This is a genomic window from Moraxella catarrhalis, assembly GCF_001632285.1.
Classification (GTDB): Bacteria; Pseudomonadota; Gammaproteobacteria; order Pseudomonadales; family Moraxellaceae; genus Moraxella; species Moraxella catarrhalis.
This window is the reverse complement of sequence record NZ_LWAH01000012.1, coordinates 51,169-70,881: the sequence shown is the minus strand read 5'-3', so window position 1 is coordinate 70,881 and position 19,713 is coordinate 51,169. Positions and strand designations below refer to the sequence as shown.

At 40.9% G+C, this 19,713-nt stretch carries 19 protein-coding genes, 1 pseudogene and 2 riboswitches; of the genes and pseudogenes, 10 read left to right on the top strand and 10 right to left on the bottom strand.

The genetic code is table 11. The annotated features are described in order from the left end of the window. Positions 1-97: 97 nt before the first annotated feature. From A4U55_RS02395 to gcvT, 4 genes are all read right to left on the bottom strand, one after another. Positions 98-1,684 (bottom strand): carbon starvation CstA family protein, encoded by a 1,587-nt coding sequence (locus A4U55_RS02395; RefSeq protein WP_013108072.1) that lies wholly within the window; start codon positions 1,682-1,684, stop codon positions 98-100. Positions 1,685-1,977: 293 nt separating this feature from the next. Then, the gene (gene gcvP / locus A4U55_RS02390) at positions 1,978-4,830 is read right to left on the bottom strand and encodes an aminomethyl-transferring glycine dehydrogenase (protein WP_063453969.1); all 2,853 of its coding nucleotides are present in this window, start codon (positions 4,828-4,830) and stop codon (positions 1,978-1,980) included. A 246-nt stretch (positions 4,831-5,076) separates the two neighbouring features. After that, on the bottom strand, positions 5,077-5,457 hold the full coding sequence (gcvH, locus tag A4U55_RS02385; RefSeq protein ID WP_003664572.1) for a glycine cleavage system protein GcvH: 381 nt from the start codon (positions 5,455-5,457) through the stop codon (positions 5,077-5,079). Positions 5,458-5,760: 303 nt separating this feature from the next. Continuing rightward, positions 5,761-6,861, bottom strand: coding sequence for a glycine cleavage system aminomethyltransferase GcvT (gene gcvT, locus A4U55_RS02380; RefSeq protein ID WP_063453968.1), 1,101 nt, complete (start codon positions 6,859-6,861; stop codon positions 5,761-5,763). Positions 6,862-6,978: 117 nt separating this feature from the next. Next, positions 6,979-7,089: riboswitch (glycine riboswitch) on the bottom strand. A 13-nt stretch (positions 7,090-7,102) separates the two neighbouring features. Beyond that, positions 7,103-7,221, bottom strand: a riboswitch (glycine riboswitch). Positions 7,222-7,386: 165 nt separating this feature from the next. On the opposite strand from gcvT, the gene A4U55_RS02375 reads away from it, so the two are divergent. The 9 genes from A4U55_RS02375 (at position 7,387) to A4U55_RS02335 (ending at position 13,495) form a co-directional block, all read left to right on the top strand. Continuing rightward, on the top strand, positions 7,387-7,707 hold the full coding sequence (locus tag A4U55_RS02375) for a YcgL domain-containing protein (RefSeq protein ID WP_003660261.1): 321 nt from the start codon (positions 7,387-7,389) through the stop codon (positions 7,705-7,707). A 117-nt stretch (positions 7,708-7,824) separates the two neighbouring features. After that, the gene (locus tag A4U55_RS02370) at positions 7,825-8,310 is read left to right on the top strand and encodes a hypothetical protein (protein ID WP_003657493.1); all 486 of its coding nucleotides are present in this window, start codon (positions 7,825-7,827) and stop codon (positions 8,308-8,310) included. Positions 8,311-8,552: 242 nt separating this feature from the next. Then, positions 8,553-8,954 (top strand): 30S ribosomal protein S6, encoded by a 402-nt coding sequence (rpsF, locus tag A4U55_RS02365; protein ID WP_003657492.1) that lies wholly within the window; start codon positions 8,553-8,555, stop codon positions 8,952-8,954. A 15-nt stretch (positions 8,955-8,969) separates the two neighbouring features. After that, complete coding sequence (rpsR, locus tag A4U55_RS02360; RefSeq protein WP_003657491.1) at positions 8,970-9,197, top strand: 30S ribosomal protein S18; 228 nt, start codon at positions 8,970-8,972, stop codon at positions 9,195-9,197. 16 nt (positions 9,198-9,213) lie between these two features. Then, entirely contained in the window at positions 9,214-9,693 is a 480-nt protein-coding gene (gene rplI, locus A4U55_RS02355; RefSeq protein ID WP_003665413.1) for a 50S ribosomal protein L9, read from the top strand. 448 nt (positions 9,694-10,141) lie between these two features. After that, on the top strand, positions 10,142-11,053 hold the full coding sequence (locus A4U55_RS02350; protein WP_063453967.1) for an META domain-containing protein: 912 nt from the start codon (positions 10,142-10,144) through the stop codon (positions 11,051-11,053). Between the two features lie 186 nt (positions 11,054-11,239). Next, a complete protein-coding gene (locus A4U55_RS02345; RefSeq protein WP_003657488.1) occupies positions 11,240-11,785 on the top strand; it encodes an NADPH-dependent FMN reductase in 546 nt (181 codons plus the stop codon). A 144-nt stretch (positions 11,786-11,929) separates the two neighbouring features. Next, entirely contained in the window at positions 11,930-12,772 is an 843-nt protein-coding gene (locus A4U55_RS02340; protein WP_003657487.1) for an ion transporter, read from the top strand. Between the two features lie 3 nt (positions 12,773-12,775). Then, the gene (locus A4U55_RS02335) at positions 12,776-13,495 is read left to right on the top strand and encodes a rhomboid family intramembrane serine protease (protein WP_003660258.1); all 720 of its coding nucleotides are present in this window, start codon (positions 12,776-12,778) and stop codon (positions 13,493-13,495) included. 43 nt (positions 13,496-13,538) lie between these two features. On the opposite strand, the pseudogene argB reads toward A4U55_RS02335, so the two are convergent. The 6 genes and pseudogenes from argB to rsgA all read right to left on the bottom strand — a co-directional run. After that, positions 13,539-14,112, bottom strand: a pseudogene (gene argB / locus A4U55_RS02330) (acetylglutamate kinase); the annotation flags it as partial. A 132-nt stretch (positions 14,113-14,244) separates the two neighbouring features. Further along, positions 14,245-14,709: a dUTP diphosphatase gene (gene dut / locus A4U55_RS02325; protein ID WP_042510394.1), complete on the bottom strand. Its 465-nt coding sequence runs from the start codon at positions 14,707-14,709 to the stop codon at positions 14,245-14,247. Between the two features lie 139 nt (positions 14,710-14,848). Then, positions 14,849-15,295 (bottom strand): protein-export chaperone SecB, encoded by a 447-nt coding sequence (gene secB / locus A4U55_RS02320; RefSeq protein ID WP_003657482.1) that lies wholly within the window; start codon positions 15,293-15,295, stop codon positions 14,849-14,851. A 43-nt stretch (positions 15,296-15,338) separates the two neighbouring features. Continuing rightward, positions 15,339-15,614 carry a glutaredoxin 3 gene (gene grxC / locus A4U55_RS02315; protein WP_003660255.1) on the bottom strand — a complete coding sequence of 92 codons (276 nt, stop codon included), beginning with the start codon at positions 15,612-15,614 and terminating at the stop codon, positions 15,339-15,341. Positions 15,615-15,720: 106 nt separating this feature from the next. After that, a complete protein-coding gene (locus A4U55_RS02310) occupies positions 15,721-16,134 on the bottom strand; it encodes a rhodanese-like domain-containing protein (protein ID WP_003657479.1) in 414 nt (137 codons plus the stop codon). A 100-nt stretch (positions 16,135-16,234) separates the two neighbouring features. Beyond that, complete coding sequence (gene rsgA / locus A4U55_RS02305) at positions 16,235-17,350, bottom strand: ribosome small subunit-dependent GTPase A (RefSeq protein WP_003664588.1); 1,116 nt, start codon at positions 17,348-17,350, stop codon at positions 16,235-16,237. A gap of 309 nt (positions 17,351-17,659) precedes the next feature. Here rsgA and A4U55_RS02300 point away from each other — a divergent pair, with 309 nt between their 5' ends. Further along, positions 17,660-19,684: a UvrD-helicase domain-containing protein gene (locus tag A4U55_RS02300; protein ID WP_063453995.1), complete on the top strand. Its 2,025-nt coding sequence runs from the start codon at positions 17,660-17,662 to the stop codon at positions 19,682-19,684. Positions 19,685-19,713: the final 29 nt, after the last annotated feature.

Below are 19,713 nucleotides of genomic sequence, written 5' to 3'. Positions count from 1 at the left end.
ATTGATATATTTGATCATTTAAAAATCAGCTTTCGCTAAAAAACCTTTGGGCAACCAAAGGTTTTTTAATATAAATCCATTAAGACTGACTGCCAGCCTAAACTTTGGGTTCAAACACCAAAGCATCTGGGTCACCAGCCACACGCTCACGCTTAACAAATAAGAAAAATGCGGCTGTTGTTAAGATGGTTAAGCCAAAACCGATATATACCGATAGCTGGTAATCTAGCCCAAAACCGATCTTATTATAAGCCAAGAAAGTATAACATGCAGCACTCATAAAGATGGCAGGAATGGTACAAACCCAGTGCAGTTTGCGATAGCGGTATAAATAACCTGCCGCTGTCCACAACATGACCACAGCAACAGACTGATTTGCCCAACTAAAATAACGCCATAAAATTTGGAAATCAACTTTTGAGATAATAAAACCAATCACAAATAGCGGTATGGCAATCCCAAGTCGTTTTAAGAGTGTGCGTTGCTCAACATTTAAAAATTCAGCAATGATTAAGCGAGCAGCACGAAAAGAAGTGTCGCCTGAGGTGATGGGTAAAATCACCACACCAAGCACAGCGAACACGCCACCGATAGCACCAAGATAAGCAATTGAGCTGTCGTAAACAACTTTTGATGGCGAACCGACACTAATGGCTTCTTGTAAACTGACCAAATCAGGATAAAAAGATAAACCAACCGTACACCAAATCAATGCGATAATACCTTCAGCAATCATCGCACCATAAAAAATAAATCGACCTTCAGATTCATTCATCGCACAGCGAGCCATCAATGGCGTTTGTGTGGCATGAAATCCTGATAATGCACCACAGGTGATGGTCAAAAATAGCAGCGGCCAAATGGGTAAATCACCCTTAGGTTGTAAGTTTTGAAAAAAAGCATCAAATGACAAACCGCCCATACTGCTATAAAAATAGCTTTGAGTACTACCAAGCTCATTCATAACCAAGCCATAAGTCATGCCAAGCGACATGAATAATAAAAGCCCACCAAAAATAGGATAGACGCGTCCGATGATTTTATCAATGGGTAATAAGGTGGCGATAATATAATAAATAAAAATAATGGCTGTCCAAACAACGATAATGGTTTCTTTGGTCATACCAAAGACGGTATTGCTTGATGTGCCAGTAACGGCAGCCATACTTTCAGCATTATCCACAGAAATTGTACCTGTAGCGGCAGTACCAAATATATCTATTGTGATAGAGCTAAGCAGTTGTGCTGGGCTTGCAACAAATACCACACCAACCAAAACAAGCAATACAACAGCAAGCAGGTTGATAAAATGCTTAGGAATGATACCTAAATATTTGCCAGTTAAGTAGGGCATACTTGCGCCACTATTACGCACCGATAGCATACCGCACATATAATCATGTACCGCCCCAGCAAATATACAACCAATGACAATCCAGAGCATGGCGACAGGTCCATACAATGCCCCCAAAATTGGTCCAAAAATTGGGCCTGTGCCAGCGATATTTAAAAGCTGAATGAGCCAAATCTTACCCTTAGACATAGGTACATAATCCACACCATCTGCCATCGTATAGGCTGGTGTGTTTTTATTAGGATTGATGACGAAAATTTTTTCGATGACTTTGCCATAAATAAAGTAGCCAACCAATAAAATGGTTACACAAAAAAAGAACCATAACATAATCAATTATCCAACAAATGGAGTTTGAGCCACCCAGAAAAATTTTGGGCAGGCGGTGTTTGCAACAATTAGGTATAAAATAACGAAAAATTACCAGAATGTAAAGAAAATTGTATGATTCTATCTTGATAAAATCATATTTATTACTAAGTTTTAAATTAAGCGAATATTCATCATCAGCTTGATTGATAAGAAGATAAAAAAAGATTGGATAAATAAAATCCGCCCAACTTTGTTGAAACTTTGCTGAGCGGATTTTTTGGTACTTAAAGTACTATTTGGGCATTAAAGTATCATTCGTAATTTTCAATGCTCGGGCAAGCACAAATCAGATTTTTATCGCCATAAACATCATCCACCCGACCCACCGAAGGCCAGAACTTATGTGCCTTGATATAAGGCAATGGGAAGGCAGCTTCTTCACGGCTATACGGATGCGTCCATTCGCCTGTTATAACAAAGGCGGTGTGTGGGGCATTGACAAGTGGATTGTCATCTGGTGTCCAACCATCTTCGCCTGTTTGCACCTTTAAGGCCTCTTGTTTGATTTGCTTTAAGGCACTGATGAGGCGGTCAATCTCTGCTTTGCTTTCAGATTCTGTTGGTTCAATCATGAGCGTGCCTGCCACAGGAAATGACATGGTTGGTGCATGAAAGCCATAATCCATCAAACGCTTGGCAATGTCAGTTTCAGAGATGCCTGTTTGTGCTTTTAATGGGCGAATGTCAATGATACATTCATGAGCCACACGCCCATTTTTACCAGTATATAAAACAGGATAATCTTCGCTTAGCTTAGTTGCGATATAATTGGCGTTAAGCAGTGCTTGTTTGGTGGCTGATAAAAGACCATCACGACCCATCATGGTGATATACATCCATGAAATTGGCAGGATATTTGCTGAACCATAAGGAGCGGCTGAAACTGCCGAACAGTCAGACTGGGCATTAAACACAGGCACAACACGATGGTTTGAGATAAAAGGTGCTAAGTGTGATTTTAGACCAATTGGCCCCATACCAGGCCCACCACCACCATGTGGGATGCAAAAAGTTTTGTGTAAATTCATGTGTAGTACATCTGCCCCGACATCAGCTGGCTGCATGATACCAACTTGTGCATTCATGTTAGCACCGTCCATATACACCTGTCCACCGTGAGCGTGAATCATATCACAAATATCACGAATGCCCTCTTCAAAAACCCCATGCGTTGATGGATAAGTAATCATCAAAGCACCCAGTTTATCGCCATGTTCATCACATTTGGCTTTTAGGTCATCAATGTCCACATTACCATTATCATCGGTTGCAACGACCACAACTTTCATGCCCATCATCTGAGCAGTTGCTGGATTGGTGCCGTGTGCGGAGCGGGGGATTAGGCAGACATTACGCTCATCTTGACCCATACTTTCATGATAGCGACGAATGGCGAGCAAGCCTGCATATTCACCAGATGCCCCTGAATTGGGCTGCATGCTGATTTCATCAAAGCCTGTAATGGCTTTTAGCTGGGCTTGTAGGCTCTCAATCATCTGAATGTAGCCTTTGGTGTCTTCGCTGGGTGCAAATGGGTGCACATGTGAAAATTCATCCCAGGTGATGGGCAACATCTCACTGGTGGCGTTTAATTTCATGGTGCAAGAACCCAATGAAATCATTGAACGGTTCATCGCCAAATCCTTATCCTCTAAGGATTTTAGGTAGCGTAGCATTTGGTGTTCGGTGTGATGACTGTTAAACACAGGATGGGTTAAAATGTCATCTTGTCTTAATAAATCGCCCAATTGGATCTGGAGGGCATCAAGGCTGCCTTTGACTCCAAAGATTTGACACAGTTCATCAAACTCTGCTTCATCGGTAAGTTCATGAAATGATACAGAAATACCGCCATTGTCATGCTGCCATAAGTTGTAGCCTTTGTCTTTGGCGGTCTTAAAAATCGCTTGTGCCTGCCCTCCACATTCAACCAGTACGGTATCAAAAAACACATCATGACGCACTGCCAGCTCTGATGATTTGACCGCTTTGGCAAAGGCGACCGCTAGGGCGTGAATGCGTGTGGCAATGCGTTTTAGCCCTGCCGCCCCGTGATAGACGGCGTACATGCCTGCCAGATTGGCAAGGAGCACTTGACTTGTGCAAATGTTTGAATTGGCCTTTTCACGGCGGATATGTTGTTCACGGGTTTGTAGTGCCATGCGTAGGGCGGTATTACCTTGGGCGTCTTTTGATACGCCAATGATGCGACCAGGTGCCGAGCGTTTGTCTTTGTCTTTAAAGGCAAAATAGGCAGCATGTGGCCCACCAAAACCCATCGGAATGCCAAAACGCTGTGTGCTTCCCAAAGCAATATCAGCTCCCATATCAGCAGGGGATTTTAAAAGCACAAGGCTCATGATATCGCTGGCAACGATGGCATAAGCTCCGTTGTCTTTAACAGCGGTGATGACATCGGTCAAATCCACCACATCGCCATCTTTACCGACATACTGGAAAAATGCCCCAAAAAACTCACCATTTTTGGCAACATCAAAATCACCTATCACAATTTCAAAGCCAAAATATTTGGCACGAGTATGAATGACATCAAGGGTCTGTGGGTAGGTACGCTCATCCACAAAAAAGGCGTTGGATTTTGATTTACTCACACGCCTAGCCATCGCCATCGCCTCAGCGGCGGCGGTTGCTTCATCCAGCAGGCTTGCCCCTGCCAAATCCATGCCAGTTAGGTCAATACAAACTTGTTGGAAATTAAGTAAAGCTTCAAGCCGACCTTGGGCAATCTCAGCTTGATAGGGCGTATAGGCGGTATACCAACCGGGGTTTTCTAGCACATTTCGTTGGATGACCGCAGGCAGGCGAGTGGGTGAGTAACCTTGACCGATATAGCTTTTGGCAACGGTAATATTATCTGCCATGGCACGCAGTTTTGCCAAGGCGTTATGCTCACTCATGGCCTCTGGTAAATCCAAATCTTTATTCAGACGAACGGCTTTGGGAACGACAGCATCAACAAAACTGTCCAAATCATCAAAACCAACGGTTTGTAATAAGGCTTGTTGTTCATTGGCATCTTTACCAAGATGACGATGAACAAAAGCATTTTCATAGAATAATTCTGAAAAATCATTAAATGACATAAAGTTTTCCTTGTGCTGGGCTTTAAAAGTTAGTCAATGGGTGTTTAAATTGATTAACCATTGATGGATGATTGATATTTTATCAATTATTTGCCCATTTAATTGCCAATAAGGCATGATGCAAATATGTCAATGGGGCATGAGGTAAAATCAAATTTGCCAATGGCTAATCAATTTAAACAATTTAAACAAGGGCAAATTTTTACCCTTGCTTGATGATTTGAACAGTTTAATGATTTAAACAGCTTACAAAGCACTCTGGTACTCTTCGGCACTAAGTAGGTCATCATAATCGGCCACATTGGCAGGCTTGATTTTAAAGAACCATGCTTTGCCATAAGGGTCTTCGTTGGCAAGCTCTGGACTGTCTACCAGCTCATCGTTAATCTCAACGATTTCGCCAGCGATTGGTGCATAGACATCGCTGGCCGCTTTGACTGACTCCACCACGGCAATCTCTTCATCAGCAGAGACGGTGCGACCGACTTCTGGCAACTCAACAAATACCACATCACCCAGCAAATCTTGGGCGTGGTCTGTGATACCAACGGTGATGATACCGTCATCTTCAAGTTTTAGCCATTCGTGGCTGGCAACATATTTTAAATCAGCGGGGATATTACTCATGGGTCTCTCCTGTGAGTTTGGTGAATTAAATGGGGGTTAATGGGTTAAAAGGGTGTGCTTAAAAGCGGCGTACAAGGATTGTCAAGCTATTCATAGACGCATTGTTTGCTTGCTTCATCATAACGACCGCCATCATCTAAACATCTGTCTTTGGCATCACAGCCTACCAATAATAAAATAACCAAACCTGCACATAGGTATTTCATATGATTTCAATTCCTAAATCAATTTTTAAACATAATAAAACGAACATAAAGACCCAAAAGCACCTTTGATGCTTTTGGTCAGTTTTTTGGTGTACAATCAATCAAATTGCTTTTTGCCATGTCTGACAAATGGTAATTTGAGTACACGCACATCCATCTCTTTGCCACGCATGATAACTTTGGCATGCTCACCTGTAAAGCTGGCAGGCGCACGAGCGATGGCGATAGATTGGTTTAGAGTTGGGGAGAATACCCCGCTGGTGGTGATGCCAAACCCATCTTCGGTAATCACTTCCATGCCAGCACGAAGTACACCGCCTTTGGCAAGCAATAACCCAACTTGACGCATTTTGACGCCGTCATTTTTTAGGGCGATAAGGGCGGATTTACCAATAAAATCACGGTTTTCATTTTTTAAATCAACCGTCCACGCCATGCCTGCTTCTAGGGGGCTGACATCATCTGTCATGTCGTTACCGTATAGATTCATGCCAGCTTCCATACGCAAGGTGTCTCTGGCACCAAGTCCACATGGGGCGACACCTGCTTTGATGAGTTCATCGAAAAACCCAGTCGCTTCATCTGCTGGCATGACCACCTCAACGCCATCTTCACCTGTGTAGCCTGTATAAGCGGCAAACCAATCATCACCCAAATCCACACCAACAAAGGGTTTTAGGGCATTGACTTTGTCTGTCCATTCAGGCTTGACGGCAAGGAGTTTGGTGATGGCACTTGGCCCTTGTATGGCAAGCATGGCAACATCATGGCGTGGGGTCAAAGTGACACCAAATGCCCCACCAACTTTGGCAAAGTGTGCAGAGTCTTTTTCACGGGTTGCGCCGTTTGAGATGATGCGATAAGCACTCTCATCTTCGTTCATGCGATAGACGATAAGGTCATCGATGACGCCGCCATCATCGTTTAGCATGGCAGAATATAAAGCCTTACCGACAAAGCCTAATTTGGCAACATCGTTAGCAAGTAGCTTTTGTAAAAAGGCTTTGGCATTATCACCGCTGATGTCGGTAACCAGCATGTGCGAGACATCAAACATGCCTGCATCTGTCCGCACGGCATGGTGTTCATCAATTTGTGAGCCATAATTGACAGGCAACTCCCAACCGCCAAAATCAACAAGTTTGCCATTGTGTTCGGTGTGAGCATCAAATAAAGGGGTGCGTTGTGGAGCGGTCATGGTTCATTCCTTAGAGTGATGAGTGCAAAATTAGGGTGTTATTTTTAAGACATCATCATAAAGCTTATCTTAGAAAACTTATCTTAAAAAATAACATTAAAAAATAATACCAAAATTAGCACCCCATCTGTCCTTTGACCTGAGATTTTCAATGATGATGCTAGGTTTGATTTTATCATCATTTTCTTCCCTTCGGTAGGTAATTTACCATTCTCCAGATTGTGTTGGTAAGTTTCCCTACCGAGAATTTTCAGTCCATTTACCTGAGCGATTATGGGGAATGCAGTGCTAAGAGCAATGCCGTTTACGCCTTCGGTGGTATTTTGAGACCATCAAAATACACTCTCCTGAAAATCAGACCTTCTTATTATGAAAAATAATGCTACAATTTACAAGTGAAATTTTAAGCTTTTTAAAAATAATTGGTAAAATAAACCAAAATCGCTCAAAATAAATGCCAATTATCAATATTTTTAAGAAAGATTATTTAAACAATTTTATTAACATTTTATTAAGGAGTTTTGAATGCATTGTGATGTTTATAAATTTCCAAAAAATGAAGGTTGGTATGTATACATCGCCCGACCTGACTATCCAAATGACACAGAAAACCTTAAGGATTGGCTGGGTGTTTTGCCTGCAGCAATGCGTACCAAACTTGGTTTTGGGCAGTTTATTATGCATTTAGATTTGTCATCAAGGCAAAAATTAGCTCAGGCGGACATTCATCAAGTTAAAGCCAAACTTAACGAACAAGGCTATTATGTGCAAGCACCGCCATCGGAGATGCTGGCAGCTCAAGCGGCTATCAAAGCCCAAGATGCTCAGGATAAACAATTTGATTAATTTTAATCATTTAATTTTTTATCAAATTTTAAATATAACTAATTTTAATAACATTTTTATGCTTGAATGATTAAAAAAGTGTTAAAATAACCCAATTTTATTTTTGGTCAAAAATCAATGAATTGGTTAAAAAATTTACCGCTTGAGAAAATCGGTGAAGCACTGGCAGGCTTTTTTGGCTTTTGGGGGCGATTGACGGAGGGTGTGCCTGCAAGTCAGTTGCCGTTCATCGTTTATGTCGTCTGCTGTGGATTGGTGTTACTGTTGTGGCTTGTTGTCATGCGTCTGATACCCCAACCTTTTAAGGGGATTAGTTTAGCAGTGCTTGCAGCTGTTATGTTTACACCTGGTCAAGCGGCAGGGAATAGCGGTGAGATTGCCCCTGCGATGATTGGCGTATTTTATGCCATTTTGATGAAAGATTTTAGTGCTGCACTTGGGGCAGCAGTACCGATTTTTGCGATACTTGCTGCGTTGCTTGTGGTGGGTGCAGCTTGGCAGATGGTTCGAGGTGTGCTTGTGGCTAATGCTGAAAAGCAGGCTTGGGTAAGACAAGTTCAAAAGCAAAAACAACAATTGCCACAATCTGAGGACAAAAACTAAGCATTTGACCAACTGATGAAAAATATTGATTTGATTGGGTTTAAACTAAGCCGTCATACCAATTTTGTTAAAGCAAATAAGCAATGATGATTAAAAGATAAATCACACCTAGGCATTTTTATCTTGAATGTTTTAAAATTTGGTGTATAATATACGCCTTGTGACTTTTATCTAATATCTAAGTTTACATCTCCTTGCCATCATCACAAGGTGGTGGCTGTTTTAATCCGTAGGGAGTCCTTATGAGACATTATGAAGTGGTGCTACTGGTACATCCAGACCAAAGCAACCAGGTTGCCGACATGGTAACTAAGTACCGTTCTATCGTAGAAGATAATGGCGGTAATAACCATCGCCTAGAAGATTGGGGTCGCCGTCAATTGGCTTATCCAATCAATAAAATCCACAAAGCACACTATGTTTTGCTAAACATTGAGTGTAACGATGAGACATTGGCACAGTTAGAAGAGCTGTTCAAATACAACGATGCCATCATTCGCAGTCTTATCATTCGCCGTGATGAAGCCATTACCGAACAATCTCCTTTGGCAAAAGAAGCCGAAGACAAACGCACTCGTAAAGCCAACCGCCGTAACGATGTTCGCACTCAGGAAGCTGAGAGTGATAACACCGCAAGCGAATAATTAAGGAGATTACTCATGGCTCGTTTCTATCGTCGTCGTAAATTCTGCCGTTTCACCGCAGAGGGCATTACCCACATTGATTATAAAGATGTTGAACTTTTAAAACAATACATCAGCGAAAATGGTAAAATCACTCCAAGCCGTATCACGGGTACTTCTACTAAGTATCAACGCCAGCTTGCAGTTGCCATTAAACAAGCTCGTTATTTGGCTCTATTGCCATATACCGACAACCACAAGTAATTAACGGAGATAAATCATGCAAGTTATTCTATTACAGCGTGTCGTTAATCTTGGTAAGCTTGGCGAGACTGTTGATGTAAAAGCAGGTTACGGTCGTAACTATCTCATCCCACAAGGCAAAGCACTGCCTGCAACTGAAGCCAATTTGGCTAAGTTTGAAGCTCGCCGTGCTGAACTTGAAGCTTTGGAAGCCGAAGAGTTATTAGCTGCTAATGCACGTGCCGAAGCCTTAGCTGATGTGAATGTCATCATGCGTGCCAAGTCTGGTGATGAAGGTAAACTATTTGGCTCTATCGGTGCTCGTGATATCGCTGATGCATTAACTAAATCTGGCTTAGAAGTTGACCGTTCTGAGGTTAAAATGCCAGAAGGCGCTTTCCGTCAAATTGGTGAATATAAAGTTACGATCCAGCTGCACCATGATATTAGCACCGATATTTTAGTGACCATTTTGTCGGAAGATGCACCAACTGCCGATGAAGATGATAGCGAATAATTTTTATTAATGATAGTTATCTAAAAACCCCTAAAGTATTATCTTTAGGGGTTTTTGTATCATCATCTTTAGATGACCAAATTGGTTGGCTATCTTTTGGTGTATAAATTCATAAAAAATGTTCAATTATTTTTATTGATGGGCTAAAATTTTTTATCAAAATCTATTACCACAAAAGTTGATTGTTGTACACCTTATTTACATAAAAAGTACAACTTTCACCAGATATCATTACAAAAATAATAGAATTGATCTTTCTATGGGTGATAAAATACAGTGATAACATACATAAAAGTTGCATCAAAAATTTATGTCGTTTTATATTATATTAAACTTAAATAACTTAAACTTAGTGAGACTGATATATTCTAATTTGCTGTGTCATTGATTCTAAATTTTAATTTCAGTAATCCAAGGTCGCCCATACGCCAAACCCAATATGATTATGATGAAAGTGCCAAACCCCAAACTTTTAACAACTTCATTGCTTGTTTTAACTTCAGCCATAGCAGTCTTTTCTTTTTCTGCTTGCTATCAGATTGGGGATGTGGTGAATGAGGCGGCAGCTGAGGCAACACAGCAACCCCCAATTAGAACTCCCAAGCAGACTGCTAAATTAAACGCCTTCGAAAATTCAACCTATCAAACAGCAACTGATGAGCTACTTAAAGCTTATAACTGGACATTGATATCTGCCGAAGTGCAAGGAGCACCAATTCACAGCTACGAAAATATTATTAAAAATCGTGCAGGGAGCTTAAGTTTTTCAAATCGTGAACTTTACTTTAATGTGGGCTGTAACCATCACTCTCAACATTATCAATTATCTGAAGGTGTTTTATCAATTCATCACAGAACATCAACTTTAATGGCTTGTCATCATTCTGACAGTAACTCACCTGATTTAGCTCAAGTTGAATCGAAATTTGCACAGGATTTAAACGGCTCAAACCTACAAATTAAAACTGGTCCTGACGAATACACAGCCACCTTATTACTCCAAAAAGGTGCTCAGGTACTCACTTGGCAAGGTGATATGAAACCTGAAGTTCGTTTTGGGGAGTCAGTATTGCTATTTTGGGAAATTGAACCAAATAAAATTAACTGTATTGATGAAATTGGTCAAGAGCAACGATGTTTAAAAGTGCGTAATGTCACTTATAATGAACAAGGCATTAAGACTGGCTCTGGTGCATGGCGTACCTTTTATGGTCAAATTCATGGGTATGAGCATCAGCCTAATTTGCGTCAAATTATTCGACTAAATGCCTACAATAATCCTGATAGTAAAGAAAACCCATATTATATCTATGATAGACCTGTTGAAATTTACTATTTGGATGTTCCCGTGTCTCAATAATAATTGAGATCACAAATTTAGAGTGAAGTTGTCGTACGATCTGAAATAGAAAATCATGTGTGATAAATCACCTTGTTTTGGAGAGATTTTATCGGCATAATATGCTTTGAATAACAATGTCATGATGATGACAATTAGCCCATTTTATCTCATCTTATGAGCGTAAACATTTAAGGAAATCAAATTATGGCAAAGCAAGTTGCAGTATTAATCGGTAGTGCAAGCCAAACTTCTGTTAATCGGTTGGCGTTTAACTATCTTGAATCTGTTGCACCATCATCACTACAATTTAAAGTCGTTGAAATCGCAGATTTGCCACTGTATGATCGTGATTTAGACGAGCAAGATGTACCCGCTTACAACCGATTTCGTGAAGAAATCAAAGCAGCCGATGCAGTACTATGGATTAGCCCAGAGCATAATGGTGGTTGTTCGGCTATGATTAAAAATGCCATTGATATTGCATCACGCCCAATTGGTCAAAGCGTTTGGACTAATAAGCCATTGGGTTTAATCAGTGTCAATGCCAATGGTAGCTCACGGGTCACTGATCAGCTGCGTACCATTGCGACAAATCCAGCGCTCAATATGCCAACACTGCCCTTTGGTGCATACTTCGGCGGTATCTTTACTGGGGCGTTCAATGAACAAGGTGAGCTGGTATCTGAGCACGGTCAAGCAACTTTAAAGAACTTTATCAAGGCGTATGCTGAATTTATTGAAAAGTTTTAGCATCAACCGCCATCAGTTGCACGCTGATGTATGGTGATTTATAACCGCCCAATTTTGGGTGGTTATTTTTATTTACAAAGCTAAGCTACCTATTGATTTAAAATTCAGCTATAATAGACAAATCTTTGTATCATGGCTTTGTGTATGCCAGAAAAAAATTTATTAAAAAGTTCAATCAATCACAGCTTAATAAAAAATAAGATCTATATCATTATCGAAGGGACGGACACGCCTGCCGGTAAGTTATTTGATGTGCTAATCTTAGTGGCAATTATTACCAGTGTTTTGGTGGTTATGCTCGATAGCGTATTATTTTTACGCTTGCAATATGGGCGTTTATTTTTCGTTGCTGAATGGTTTTTTACGATTTTATTTACCATAGAATATGCATTGCGTCTTTATTCTGCACCAAATCTTCGTCGATATGTGACCAGTTTTTATGGGGCAGTTGATTTATTGGCACTATTGCCAACATATTTGAGCTTATTTTTTGCAGGTACGCATTATTTGCTGGTTGTTCGAATTCTTAGAATTCTTAGAATCTTTCGTGTCTTTCGACTCAAATCTTATATGCAGCAAGCTGGATTTTTGGCGGCTGCTTTTAAAACCAGCCAGCATAAAATTACGGTATTTTTTCTATCGCTACTTCTGCTTGTAACCATTTTTGGCTCAGTTTTGTATGTTGTTGAAGGCCCTGAAAATGGCTTTACAAGTATTCCTTTATCAATCTACTGGGCGGTTGTGACATTGACAACGGTAGGTTATGGCGATATTTCCCCAAAAACACCACTAGGGCAGGCGATCGCAAGTATGGTGATGATTACAGGTTATGCCATCATCGCCGTACCGACAGGGATTTTTACTGCTGAGCTAACTCGGACTATGCGGCCGCAACTTCAGCCAATTTCTTGCCCAAATTGTGGTAAATTTGGGCATGCAACTAATGCTAAATTTTGTGACCGCTGTGGTCATGACTTACATGTATAACAGATGAATTTTTCAACATTTTGGCAAACTGCACCTTTATCTTTGTTATTGATACTCAGCTTTATTGGCTTGGCGATCGTACAGTTATTGATGGGTGTTGATATAGATGCCCCAAGCACGCACGACTTACTACGATTTGGTGCTAACTTTATGCCGCTGTCGATGGTTGGCGAGCCTTGGCGACTGCTTAGCAGTGGATTTTTACATATTGGTATATTACATCTGTTATTCAACAGCTTTGCGATGTATTATTTTGGACAAGTTACCGAGATTATCATCAGCTCCGTTCATGTTGGTTTGTTATTTATTTTGGCTGTGGTAGGCGGCAACTTGCTTGGAAATTATTTGGCATGGCAGGCTGTGTTTTTGGGTACACCTTTAGCTATCAGTGCTGGAGCGTCTGGCGGTATCATGGGATTGGGTGCATTTTTATTTTCATTGGCATTGCTACAGGCACCCATTGCACTTAAGCTAAATACCAAAACTTTGGGTTTTGTGATGGCGATTAATTTACTGATGGGTTTTGCTGTCAAGGAAATTGATCATGCAGGGCATATTGGCGGCACACTTGTTGGATTTACTCTTGGTGTGGTTTATCGTTATGCTTTGTCTTATCGTCAGTATACCAATTTAATATTGACTGGTGCAATGATGGGCATGGCGATGCTATTTGGGGTAATTTGGTATTGGTTACATTGGCAAATCATGGCGGTGATTGGCTGAATTAAACCTTAAATAATATCCCATCATGGCAAATGACGGGATATTATTGCATAGGATTTGACGATTTGTTGCATAAAATCTGCGTGCCAACACCTTCTTCGGTAAATATATCAAGCAAACATGCGTGTGGCACACGACCATCAACGATAGTAACGCTGTGCAATCCCGATCTGATGGCTTCAAGTGCACCTTCAATCTTGGGAATCATACCACCTGAAATGGTTCCATCAGCAATTAAGTGATCAATATCTTTGGCTGATAAATGGGTGAGTACACGACCTTGTTTATCCAGCACGCCTTTAATATTGGTCAGTAAAAGTAAGCGTTCAGCCCCAAGAAATTTGGCGACACGGCTGGCAACCAAATCTGCATTGATATTATAGGTATCGCTATTGACATCCACCCCAAGCGATGCAATCACTGGGATAAAATTACTGGCAATCAGTATATCAACCACTTCTTTATTCACCGACTCTCAACCTCCCCCACAAAACCCAAATCCACCTCTTGGGTGCTACCATCGTCATTAAGCTTTTGCATATACAGTTTTTTTGCCAAAATTAAATTAGCATCTTTACCTGTCTACCGATGGCATTGCCACCATATTTAATCACAATCAGCTTATCTTTATATTTTTAGATATAAGGTAGGGTAGTGGTGATGACTTCAGCTATGATTTTGGCATCTGCTAGTGTCAAAGATATAACAGATTCCTAGTAACTAAGTTGATAAAGGAAAGTAATGATTAATTAATGGCGACCAGAAGACCCAAAACCACCTGATCCACGAGTGCTGATATCACTAAAAGTATCAACAATTTCAAAGTCAGGACGCATTATGGGAACAATGACATATTGTGCCATTCTTTCGGCGGGCTTAAGCTCAAAGTTGGTATCGCTGCGATTCCATATCGAGACCATCAGCTCACCTTGATAGTCAGAATCAATCAAGCCAACCAAATTACCAAGTACAATGCCGTGCTTATGGCCAAGTCCAGACCTAGGGAGAATTAGCCCAGCAAAATTAGGGTCGCTGATATAAATGGATAATCCAGTGCCAATAAGCTTGGTTTCTCCTGCGGCAATAATCATTGGCTCATCAATACAGGCTCGCAAGTCAATCCCTGCTGAGCCTGCGGTAGCACGAGTTGGCAGGGGAAAGTCTGGATGAGAGCCAATTTTAGGATTAAGGATTTTGACTTGTACGCTTTTCATAGGGACTGCTTATTTGATGGTTTTTAAGGCTATCATGATTGAATTTTATGCAATTTTTGTCAAGACCTTTACCTATCGTTGATAAAATGATAAGAATAAAGCCCGATTATGATCGAGCTTTAAAGTATCAATCTGTCACTTAGGCATTGCCTTCGTCATTTTGGGTTTCTAGCTGACTTTGTAAGAAAGCTTGTTCAAAATTCACAGGTGCAAGTAGTAACTGCGGGAAGCTACCACGCGTCACGATATCGCTGATGGCTTCTCGAGCATAAGGGAATAAAATATTTGGGCAATACGCTTGTAGCAAATGTGGCATATCTGCTTCAGGGATATTACGCATCAAAAAAATACCTGCTTGCTGAACTTCAGCGATGAACGCAACTGACTCACCAAGCTTGGCAGTTACGCTGACAGTGAGTACCACTTCTTTGTAGTCTTCATCTAAATCGTTATCGCTTGTGCTGATGCTGACATCAGTTTCAGGTTGCCATTGTTTGGTAAATACTTCGGTATTTGGCACTTCAAATGAAATGTCTTTTGTGTAGATACGCTCTAAACCGAGCTGTGGCTGAAGTTCTTCAGACATGATAATTCCTTAAATGTGTGTTATTTGTATATTAATTTGTATATTAAAAATGGCTAAATGATTGCGCCAAAAGCTCATCAAGTTTGCCATCGGCATTTAATTTATTAAGCTGATCAAAACCGCCAATGAAATTATCACCAATAAAGATTTGTGGGACAGTACGATAGCCATTGGTTTTGGCTGAGAGTGCTTCACGATCCTCAGCATTGATATCATACATGCTAATCTCATCATAAGCAACAGATTTATTATTCAAAAGCTGCTTGGCAGCCAAGCAATAAGGGCAAGTCGGTGTGGTATAGATGGTTACTTTTTGCATTGCCATTTCCATTAAATTAGGTCCACATCTTATATAAGGCTTTTCATGAATATTTCAAGGCTTATTGATAAGACTAAGCCATGATTTTTAGCTAAAATGATTTAAACTACTTTTTATTAGTACCAACCAAAGGCAAGCCCGCTGATTGATAGCCTTGAATACCGCCTTCAAGACGCATAAAATTGGGTCGATTGATCAGCTGTACAGCAGCACCTGCTTGCATGCCAATATCACAAACCAAAATCACAGGCACTTCAATGGCTTGTAATTCAGCTAGGTGATTTTTAAGGTCGTTAAACGGTATGTTTTGGCTACCAGTGATATGACCATTGGCAAACTTGTTAGCTGGGCGAATGTCAATAATGCGAGCATTTTGATTATTGACCAATAAGCCCAATTCGCTTGGCGGAACTTTACGACCACTGCGTTTGCCTTCGATGGCAAAAAATGCAATGATTAATACAATCAGCAATCCAACTAAGACTGGATGATTACCGATAAATTCAAACCAACGTTCCAAAGTATACTCCAATGTCTAATCATAAAACTCGTATTATAACGCCAAATGTATCTAATTGCACCGTTTTTCATATTCATGATGAATCATGAGCAGATTGGTATTATTTGGCAGAAGGCTTAACCGCACTTTGACCCGCCTTGGCTTCATCAATCAAGGATGTCAGGCTTTCGATACGCCTTGGTAATACCTCGCCTTGCATTGCCGCTGCCCATAAGGCACATCCTTTGGCATTGGGCGTATGATGACAATCACGAAATTGGCAACTGCCAGCCAGCGCATGCAATTCTTCAAAACCAAGCAAAATATCATCTGCCGACAGATGCCAAATCCCATATTCACGAATTCCTGGCGTATCTATGATGCCACCTTTGTCTACATGATGGGCATCATAAGGCATAAGTCGGCTGGTCGTTGTGGTGTGCTGACCAAGCTGTGAGTTTTGGGAGATGATGTTGGTGGATTGATTGGCATTGGGTAAAAGCTCATTAATTAGGCTTGATTTGCCCACACCTGATTGCCCAGCAAAGATGGACAGCTTACCATTAATGTGCCTAAAAAGTGTCTGCAAACCTGATTTGGTGTGCGTTGAGGTCTGGATTACGCTAAAGCCATATTGATCGCCCAATGCTCGATACTCATCGATCATTTGCATGATGGCATCTTGGTCATTTGAATTTTGCTCATTTAATAAATCGGCTTTATTTAATACCAATAATGGTGTGATATGATTAAGCTTGGCGATTAATAAATATCGATCGATAAGATTAACGGCAGGCTTGGGTAGTGGTGCAAATACGATGACAAGCATATCTACATTGGCAGCCACTGGCTTGACCTTATGGTAGCGATCAGGGCGAGTGATGAGTCTATGCCGATCAAGTAAATGCTCAATGCGTCCCAATCCTGCGGTCGTATCAAGGCTCAATTTGATACGATCACCTGTAGCAAGCATGGGTAAGTTGGTGCGGGCATGACAACGCCAAATCGTGCCAATCTGCACCAAAGGCTTATTAGCATCTGTGTGCTTATTAGTATCTGTGTCAGGCAAGCTTGGTATCACTGTGGGCAGATTTGTTATCTGAACATCAAGCTGCTTACCAAAGTGCGACACGATCACACCTTCGGCAAATGTCGTATCATCGGCTTGGACGGTTTGATTTTGTTCAATTTGGCGAGTTTGGCGTTTGGTTAATTTGCGGCGGCGAATCAGCGACATAAATGATGACTTTCAAATAAATAAGATTGACTAAAAATGGGTATGATAATCCCTACAAGATGCACCTTAAGATGAAGATTTTGGTAAGCTTGGTGTTCACCACTGTAGCATAAAAAATTTACTTGGGCAAATTGTGTTTGTGGTTTTTGGAAGAATTCACCAAATCAAATTTACTTGTGCATAAATTGGCCGAATTTATTTGGGAAACTGCCAAAAATCTTTTATAATACGGATTTATTTTTATCATTAACTCACAGCAATTAAGTGCTGATTGTCGCCAATCGCTTAATTGTCAAATATAAGGCAACCATGAGTAAGCTAAATCCTCGCCAATTAGAAGCGTTAAATCACATCCAAGGTCCGCTACTTGTACTGGCTGGTGCTGGCTCAGGAAAGACATCGGTTATCACCCAAAAGATTGCCCATTTGATCGAAAATTGCCGCATTCCTGCCGATCGTATCACGGCAGTGACTTTTACAAATAAAGCGGCGCGTGAGATGAAATCACGCGTTCAAAAGATTTTATCTCATGAAAAATCTCGTGGATTGACTGTTTCAACATTTCACCAGTTTGGTCTGCAATTTTTACGCTATGAATTAAAACACACATCATTAAAACCCAATTTTTCAATTTTGGATGCAGATGACTGCCAGCGTCTGCTTGCAGAACTGATGGTGCGTGATAATTTAAGCGGTGCTGAACGCCGTGAACTGGTGCATGAAGCCATCAAGAAAATCTCTGATTGGAAAAATGACCTCATTGCACCCAAAGATGCCGCTGAAACGCTCGATGACCCTGAAGATCTTGGTTTTGTGCATTTGTATGAATTATACGAGCGTAATTTGCGAGCGTATAATGCGGTGGATTTTGATGATTTGATTGCCATGCCTGTGCGTATCTTAAGGGAAAGTCATGAGGTCAAAGATAAATGGCAAAATCGTATCCGCTATCTGCTGGTGGATGAATATCAAGATACCAACACCGCACAGTATGAGTTAATTAAACTATTGGTTGGGCGTCTTGGACGATTTACAGTCGTGGGCGATGATGACCAGTCAATTTATACATGGCGAGGTGCTAAACCTGAAAATATGGCACTTTTAAAGCAAGATTTCCCCAATCTTGAGGTGGTAAAATTGGAACAAAACTATCGCTCAACCAATCACATCTTGGGTGCTGCCAATGCGGTCATCGCCAATAATGAGCATATGTTTGAAAAATCGCTTTGGTCTGATAAAGGTGATGGTGAAAAAATCCGTGTTATCACTTGTAATAATGATTTTGATGAAGCTGAACGAGTCGCCAAAGAAATTTTGACGCATCGACTACGCAATAACCAGACTTGGGATAAATATGCGGTGCTGTATCGCAGCAACTTTCAGGCTAGGGCATTGGAAGCTCAGCTAAGACAGCTTGAGATTCCGTATAAATTATCTGGTGGTACTTCATTTTTTGCGCGTACCGAAATCAAGGACTTGATGGGTTATCTTCGTATTATTATTAATCCTGATGATGATGCGGCATTTTTGCGAGTGATTAATACACCTAAGCGTGGTATCGGTTCGGTGACACTTGAAAAACTTGGACTGTTTGCACAGCACTGCGGCACATCGCTGCTTGGTGCGTGTACTCGTGCAGGTGTTAAGGACGCATTGGGTGCTAAGGCAGGTGCGATCATTGAATCTTTTGGGGAATTTATTAATTATTATACGCATCAGCTACATGATAATAGCGATCCTATGCCCTTGGTGCGTCAGATGATCACTGAGACAGGCTATATTGATTATGTCAAAGAAAGCTCCAAAAATCCCCAACAAGAAAAGGGGCGCTTAGATAACATTGAAGCCTTATACTTAAGTATCGCTGCACTGATTAATCGAGCTGATGATGAGCATGATAAGACCATTGATGCTGTGATTCGTAAGATGGTTTTGTTGGATATGCTTGAACAGCAACAAGAAGAAGAAAATACCAACAAAGTTAATCTGATGACGCTACATGCCGCCAAAGGTCTTGAATTTGATTATGTCTACATCATTGGCTGTGAAGAAAAACTGTTACCGCATGTCAATTCAATCATGAGTGCTAATATCGAAGAAGAGCGTCGCTTAATGTATGTTGGTATCACCAGAGCCAAAAGTGAGCTGACTTTATTGCTATGTAAACAGCGACGATCTGGAGCGGATTTTAAGGCGGTGACACCCTCAAGATTTCTTGATGAGTTGCCAGCAGAGTATCTATCTGGTGCTGTTACCAAAAAAGAAGATCCTAAAAAAGTCGCTGAAAACTATCTGGCAAATATTCAAGCGATGCTTGCTGCTAAGAAAAAATAAAATAGCAGCGATTAAAAAAGTTGTCTTGC

Coding starts and splice junctions, on each gene's coding strand:
- grxC (WP_003660255.1), bottom strand. CDS start 15,614: ATGCAAAAAGTAACCATCTATACCACACCGACTTGCCCTTATTGCTTG.
- rpsR (WP_003657491.1), top strand. CDS start 8,970: ATGGCTCGTTTCTATCGTCGTCGTAAATTCTGCCGTTTCACCGCAGAG.
- A4U55_RS02340 (WP_003657487.1), top strand. CDS start 11,930: ATGCCAGAAAAAAATTTATTAAAAAGTTCAATCAATCACAGCTTAATA.
- rplI (WP_003665413.1), top strand. CDS start 9,214: ATGCAAGTTATTCTATTACAGCGTGTCGTTAATCTTGGTAAGCTTGGC.
- A4U55_RS02395 (WP_013108072.1), bottom strand. CDS start 1,684: ATGTTATGGTTCTTTTTTTGTGTAACCATTTTATTGGTTGGCTACTTT.
- A4U55_RS02335 (WP_003660258.1), top strand. CDS start 12,776: ATGAATTTTTCAACATTTTGGCAAACTGCACCTTTATCTTTGTTATTG.
- rpsF (WP_003657492.1), top strand. CDS start 8,553: ATGAGACATTATGAAGTGGTGCTACTGGTACATCCAGACCAAAGCAAC.
- A4U55_RS02345 (WP_003657488.1), top strand. CDS start 11,240: ATGGCAAAGCAAGTTGCAGTATTAATCGGTAGTGCAAGCCAAACTTCT.
- dut (WP_042510394.1), bottom strand. CDS start 14,709: ATGAAAAGCGTACAAGTCAAAATCCTTAATCCTAAAATTGGCTCTCAT.
- A4U55_RS02375 (WP_003660261.1), top strand. CDS start 7,387: ATGCATTGTGATGTTTATAAATTTCCAAAAAATGAAGGTTGGTATGTA.
- A4U55_RS02300 (WP_063453995.1), top strand. CDS start 17,660: ATGAGTAAGCTAAATCCTCGCCAATTAGAAGCGTTAAATCACATCCAA.
- gcvP (WP_063453969.1), bottom strand. CDS start 4,830: ATGTCATTTAATGATTTTTCAGAATTATTCTATGAAAATGCTTTTGTT.
- rsgA (WP_003664588.1), bottom strand. CDS start 17,350: ATGTCGCTGATTCGCCGCCGCAAATTAACCAAACGCCAAACTCGCCAA.
- gcvT (WP_063453968.1), bottom strand. CDS start 6,861: ATGACCGCTCCACAACGCACCCCTTTATTTGATGCTCACACCGAACAC.
- secB (WP_003657482.1), bottom strand. CDS start 15,295: ATGTCTGAAGAACTTCAGCCACAGCTCGGTTTAGAGCGTATCTACACA.
- A4U55_RS02350 (WP_063453967.1), top strand. CDS start 10,142: ATGAAAGTGCCAAACCCCAAACTTTTAACAACTTCATTGCTTGTTTTA.
- A4U55_RS02370 (WP_003657493.1), top strand. CDS start 7,825: ATGAATTGGTTAAAAAATTTACCGCTTGAGAAAATCGGTGAAGCACTG.
- gcvH (WP_003664572.1), bottom strand. CDS start 5,457: ATGAGTAATATCCCCGCTGATTTAAAATATGTTGCCAGCCACGAATGG.